Below are 5,881 nucleotides of genomic sequence, written 5' to 3' on the forward strand. Positions count from 1 at the left end.
GCATAATAGTCCTTCGCATACCCCTGCGTTTCTTCGAAACGGAAAGAGCTGCGCGCAACCATCCATATGCGCTGAGCACCAGCGACCTGATCGAACGCCTCGCGCGCGCGCGCATCGGTGATCATCGGCTCCGAACGACCGCCGATCGGATAGAGATAAGTATCGCGATTGGCCGGAAAGCGGTCCGGAAGCGGGCGCAGGTCCAGCTGCGCGTCACTGTCACGCAAATAGTAGTCAAATGCGATCTGGATAATATTGTTCAGCAGGAAGACGGGTTCATCAGGCGCTGCGTTGTCAGCAACATAACCGACAACATCTCGCCATGGCTCCTTACGCATTTCCCTGTAATAATCGACCGCATAGGCGCCGTAAGCGACAAGAACGACGACCAGAGCCGCAAGGCCTGCCCGGTACCTGAACTTCGTCAACACGCTGGCGCCAATCAGGACGGACCAAGGCGCGAACATCGGTACCAGGGTCCGGTCCAGCAAGGTTGGCTGCAGGCCATACGTTATGAGGGTCGACAACAGAAATGGCATGAACGAGAACACGATGAGCGCCAGCGCCATTTGCTGGCGTCCGCTGCGCCAGATTCCATAGCCACCGACCCCCGCCACCGCGACGACAAGCGTGGTCAACGCGAAGTCGATCTTGTTGGCGTAGGGCTGTTCGAATCCGTAAGTGAACGCAAACAATTCCGCTAAGCGCTCCAATGACGGTGCGGAAATCCAGTACCCCCCTGCCTGCATGTTGAACAAGGTGTTGAACAGGTTGGCGATACTCGGGCTGTAGATGAGTAAGGCCACCGCGACGACCAAGGAAAAATTGATCAACACTGTCAGCGATGCCCGATGCACGCGCGCCCACCAAACTCCCATCACCAATGCGAAACTGAGATTATAGAGCGCACCAAGAGAGTGGAACCACATGAGCAAGGCAGAACCGAGCGCAAGGCAGACGTAGGCAAGCCATGCTGGCCGGCTGCGAGGTGCCCAGATCGGATCGCGCGCGCTGTTCGGATTATTCAGGAACCAGACAGTCGCATACACGACCATCGCGAACGCCATCGTCAGCGCAGAATAGAACCGCACTTCCTGAGCGTATTGAATCTGTTGCGTGGCGATCGCAAAAACCAGGGCGGCAATCCAGGCGGGGTGGTTGCTCTGTTTCCCTGTTACGATCCGGGCTGTGAGATAGACGAATGTCAACGCTGTCAGGCTGAAGAGGCAAGCAAGAGACCGCATGGCTGCTTCGGTCGTGCCGAATACGCCCATCCACAATTTCAATAGCGCAAAGTAGAGCGGTGGATGCACTTCGAGGGTGGGATACTCGACCCACACACGTTCCCAGGTTGAACTGGCAAACCAGTACGTCCTGATTTCATCAATCCACAGGGATTCCTGCCCGAGCGCGTAAAATCGCAAGCCCAGGGCCAAAAGAAATATCAGGAAAAAGCCGCTCCAGTGGCTGGAACGAAACCGCTCGAATCGATCCCCAAACATACTCATCCCCCAAAAAAAGCGCCTAGCCCATTCAAACGCTTTGGCCGTCAAATTTGCAAGAAGCGTTCCAACCCGATAGGGCTTTACTCGACGACTGACGGAATCGGCCAGCGACCACGCCCTGTCGATCATCCTGCAATCAGCAATAGTGGAAGATGATTCAAGTACGGGCTGAACCTGAAACTGGCGCAGAAACGGATTGGCCATGAGCACTTGATATGCAGCCATCAATTGCCGTGAGTATCTTGCCAAAATTGCTATTGTGGACTTTGCGGCGGTCCGATGTATTCCCCCCCTGATCCCTGTATGAACAGATCAGTCGGCCAGCTTCGTTCTTCGTACATCCCTTTTCACGCGAATGGCGCCTGCGAAGCGCAGCTTTATCATGCACAGAAACAACGCCAATGCTTTCAGCATATGTCCGCCGCGCAGTTCATTCAGAACACGCCATCTCAATCCCAGGGCCAGCGACGAAACTATTTGCAAACCAGGCCGTGAACCATCAGCTAACCTCTCAAGCGCAAGCATCAAAGCGCGATCCGTGATGATCTCATCACAGCCATACTTTCCAGCGAGTGAGCGCCGTACAATACGTGTTTCCGCTTCGCTCAGCGGATCCGTCGTGACGTCTCTGGCGGCGCCAAAGTCTGCAATTGCAAGATCCCACAGCTTCTTCCGGGCCATTATTTCGCCGCGGCTCAAAAGGGCATACCGAAGCGCCGCTGGGCCTGTCAGTTCCATGTGAGGCGGGATGTACTCCTTAAGATCAAAACTTGCATATATATTTCTAAATATGGATTGGTCGTTCTCGACCCATTTGGAATCACGCTGATCACTGGAGATCGCCCGTTCGCCCGCTCCTCGTTCGCCGTCATGAACGCGCTGGAGAAACACAACGTCTTCGGTCGAGGCGACCGTTGCAGACCGAGCTAAACGTATGAGCATTTCGTAATCCTGAGAACGCGCTCGGCTAATATCGAACGGACCAACACGATCATACAGAGACTTGCGGACAAGCATTCCGGGCTGGTGGACAAACATATCTTCCATCGTCGCGATCAGGAACTCCCCTGGCAAGCATTCGCACCAATAACCGGTATCAAATCGCCTGATCTCGCCCGATGGATTAACCGAAAATCGCTCATGTCTTCCGTATACGAACTCTGCGCCGGCGTCGTGGCCGAACAAGTCAACCAGGGTCTGCAGCGCGTCCGGATCCATCAGATCATCATCGTCGACGATCCAGATCAGCCCGTCGCGAGCATGGCGAAGACCCAGGTTGAGCGCAGCGGATTTACCTTGGTTTTCCTGAGTCAGGACGCGGACCCTGTCGCCCAGCATTGAAAGCCTCTTCAACGTATCATCGGTAGATCCGTCGTTTATGACAACGATCTCATCCGGCAAACGGGATTGCGCAAAAACTGAGGCTAACGTGGCAAGCAGCAATTCAGAACGATTGTAAGTTGGGATCAGAACTGTAACGAATTGGCACGACATGTAGCTTGTCCCGAATCATTGAAAACCTAAAGGCGTCCCGGCCTTCCTTGCAGGCGTCAACGCGGAACTTTGCAGTATCATACACTGCAATGGGCGGGCCAACAGCTTGCATAAAAGACAATGCTGGATCAAGCTTGGCTCGGAATACTTGAGCGGCATGTCTGAATTATCCAGCTCAATTACATGGTTTTGATCCGAGTATTTGCTTTAATCGGCTCATGACGCATAGCTGGCAGCAATCCGACTGGAGGCGATTTACCATCGACATAAAGTAGCGTTCCAAGGCGTCGTGAAAATTATACCTGAGGAAGTTCATCGTTTGCGAAAGCCTGCGGGGCGCGAAGCTCGCCATCACCGGCAATATCCAGATACAATCCGTATATGCCAGAATCCGATGAAAGATAGAATAATGCCTCCCCCAAACCAGAAAGCATATTATTCTTATTGAGTTATTCTGGAGCGGGCGAAGAGATTCGAACTCTCGACCCCAACCTTGGCAAGGTTGTGCTCTACCACTGAGCTACGCCCGCATCCTGAATTTTCGCTCAGCAGGAACCCCGCCGAGAAGGCGTGATAAAGCGCATCATGCAGGCGTTTGCAAGCGCTTAGTTCGGCCCTGCTGCACAATTTGCCCGGCTGTGAGCCCGCATCCATGGATCTTCCGGCAGCGCAAGCAAAGGAGCCGGTCAGAGGCGGCGAAATCAAACCAGACGTCGCGATTTCGGCCGGGTTCAGCCCCGGATGACGGTACGAATTTGGTCCGGTCGCACTTCCCGTCCGTCGGCATCGACAAAGGCTGCGCGAATCGCGCTTTTCGTTCCCGCCTTGGTGAAACTGATGGGGGGCGTCTCCCCTCCGGCGAGCCAGGCATCCCCCCACTGCGTCAGGCCGATCAGGATCGGACGCAGCGACAATCCCATGGCAGACAGCAGGTATTCCGGCCTGGCCCGCTTTCCGGGCGCCTTGTAGGGCCGCTTCACCAGCAGTCCGGAATCAACCAGCGACTTCAATCGGCCCGACAAGACTGTACGCGGGCATTTAAGCTCGGCCTGGAAATCATCGAACCGGCGCACGCCATACAAAGCCGCCCGCAGGATCAGCAGAGTCCACCTGTCGCCAACCACTTCGATGGCGCTGGCGAGGTTACAAGTCTCCGGTGGAATCGGAGACCGGCGGGCGAGAGGAATCTGGGTCATTCCGACTCTCATGTATGGGTTCGCTTTCGAAATCCAGAGGCCCCGTGACCAATGCTCGATTTTCCCGCGAACCGCCTTGCAAATGCCGCCATCCGATGGGAAAGGCACGGCCAGTACCGGCGCACTCAGGACAGGGCTTCGCATGAAAAATTGGGCCTTCGCCGCTTCGCTCCTGATGGGACTGGCATCCTGTGCCGCACCGGACCCGGTCGAAGCCACCGTCCGACAGCCCGCCAGCGAGACCGCTTTATGGAGCTTTGACACGGCGGTCCGATCCCTTCGGAGCCATTCCTGCCCGACCGGTACACCTGCTGTTAAACCGACCGCTATCCCGATTGCAGCCGTTCCGATCAACCTGAATGACACTGACGCAACCCCTCCCTTACCTGACTCCGTCGTGTTCGCGGGTGGATGGCGCCTGACATCCGGCAACGTCAATTTTGGCGGACTGTCCGGCATCCAAACACTGCCAGATGGTAACCTGCTGACGGTCTCTGATATCGGCGCGTTCGTCTGGATCGGGCTGTCCGATGGTCATCCCGATGGGACGGGCAACCTGGCCTACATGCTAGGGGCGGACGGCACGCAATTGTCGGGAAAGTCGGATGGAGATGCCGAAGGCCTGACATTTCGTGACGGGCTGGCGCTCGTCAGTTTCGAGCGCAATCACCGGATCGAGGCATTCGACCTCGCTAAATGCGGCGCGAATGCCAGGGCCGCGCCTGTCGCTGTCCTGCCCTTCGATGTGGCCGGCAAACAGATCGACGACAACCAGGGCGCTGAAGCCCTTTCACTCCTGCCTGACGGTACAATCAAGTTCGGACTGGAAAGTTTCGGGGGCGGCAGATCGCCTCTGGGCACGGTTTTCGCTACCGGCAAAGGTGTCCTGACAGGAGACACGGCGCCGAATCCTAAAGGCTACTCGCTGGTAGGCTTCGACGAAACCACGGATGCCACCGGCGAACCGGTGACGGTGACCCTGTATCGCAGCTACGATCCGATCCGTGGCAACCGCAACATCATTACCTGGTCAACGTCGAATACTGAGATCGAGCTCAAGCGCCCGATGACGGTCGATAATTTTGAAGGCGTCGCAGCCGAACGCCTCAACGCGGACACACTGCGCATCTGGCTGATTTCCGACAATAATTTCTCCGACCGCCAGCAAACGTTGCTCTACGCTTTCGACGTCGACACCCGTACGGAATAATCTCACTTACAATCTTTGCAGATGAGGCTTACATCTGACGTTGCACAAGGGCTGCGGCGCCCGCAATGGGACTGATCTCCGGCGACCTTACTCATCGTCAGGGAGCTGGCATTCTGGTTCGGACCCTGGTCCGGGCTCACCCGGCGCCCACCTAGTCTCTAGGTTGACGGGAGAGAATATGCCCAGCGACGTCTGCGGTTCTTGTGCGCTATTATTGGGGCGTGACGCCGGTAAGATCGCGCGTTAAGGCTCTCTGCATGTCCCAGGCTCCCGACAAGACACAGCTCCGCCACCGCATGCGCACCCTGCGGGCCGAAGCGGCGGCGCGCGACCCTGACGCCGCCGAAAAGCTTGCAGAACTCTTTCCCATGAAACTTCTGGAGCGGTATGGCCCCGTTGTGGCTGGCTATGTGCCGATCAACGAGGAGATTGACCCCACCCCGCTGATGCAGCGCCTCAGCCGCGCGGGCGCTGAA

4 protein-coding genes, 1 tRNA gene and 1 pseudogene are annotated in these 5,881 nt (G+C 56.6%); 2 read left to right on the forward strand and 4 right to left on the reverse strand.

What is annotated here, in order from left to right; translation table 11 throughout:
* The 4 genes from VR74_RS19345 to VR74_RS19360 all read right to left on the reverse strand — a co-directional run.
* Positions 1 to 1,709 (reverse strand): glycosyltransferase family 39 protein (locus VR74_RS19345; protein ID WP_299951387.1); only part of this gene is annotated, 1,709 nt, incomplete at its 3' end.
* A 108-nt stretch (positions 1,710 to 1,817) separates the two neighbouring features.
* The gene (locus tag VR74_RS21375) at positions 1,818 to 2,999 is read right to left on the reverse strand and encodes a glycosyltransferase family 2 protein (protein ID WP_299951390.1); all 1,182 of its coding nucleotides are present in this window, start codon (positions 2,997 to 2,999) and stop codon (positions 1,818 to 1,820) included.
* A 455-nt stretch (positions 3,000 to 3,454) separates the two neighbouring features.
* Positions 3,455 to 3,529: transfer RNA gene (locus tag VR74_RS19355), tRNA-Gly, on the reverse strand.
* A 201-nt stretch (positions 3,530 to 3,730) separates the two neighbouring features.
* Positions 3,731 to 4,195 (reverse strand): helix-turn-helix domain-containing protein, encoded by a 465-nt coding sequence (locus VR74_RS19360; RefSeq protein ID WP_045699635.1) that lies wholly within the window; start codon positions 4,193 to 4,195, stop codon positions 3,731 to 3,733.
* Positions 4,196 to 4,337: 142 nt separating this feature from the next.
* Here VR74_RS19360 and VR74_RS19365 point away from each other — a divergent pair, with 142 nt between their 5' ends.
* Positions 4,338 to 5,405 carry an esterase-like activity of phytase family protein gene (locus VR74_RS19365; protein WP_045699637.1) on the forward strand — a complete coding sequence of 356 codons (1,068 nt, stop codon included), beginning with the start codon at positions 4,338 to 4,340 and terminating at the stop codon, positions 5,403 to 5,405.
* Positions 5,406 to 5,662: 257 nt separating this feature from the next.
* Positions 5,663 to 5,881, forward strand: a pseudogene (locus VR74_RS19370) (5-formyltetrahydrofolate cyclo-ligase); the annotation flags it as partial.

The organism is Hyphomonas sp. BRH_c22 (assembly GCF_000961795.1).
Lineage (GTDB): Bacteria > Pseudomonadota > Alphaproteobacteria > Caulobacterales > Hyphomonadaceae > Hyphomonas.

Coding starts and splice junctions, on each gene's coding strand:
- VR74_RS21375 (WP_299951390.1), bottom strand. CDS start 2,999: ATGTCGTGCCAATTCGTTACAGTTCTGATCCCAACTTACAATCGTTCT.
- VR74_RS19360 (WP_045699635.1), bottom strand. CDS start 4,195: ATGACCCAGATTCCTCTCGCCCGCCGGTCTCCGATTCCACCGGAGACT.
- VR74_RS19365 (WP_045699637.1), top strand. CDS start 4,338: ATGAAAAATTGGGCCTTCGCCGCTTCGCTCCTGATGGGACTGGCATCC.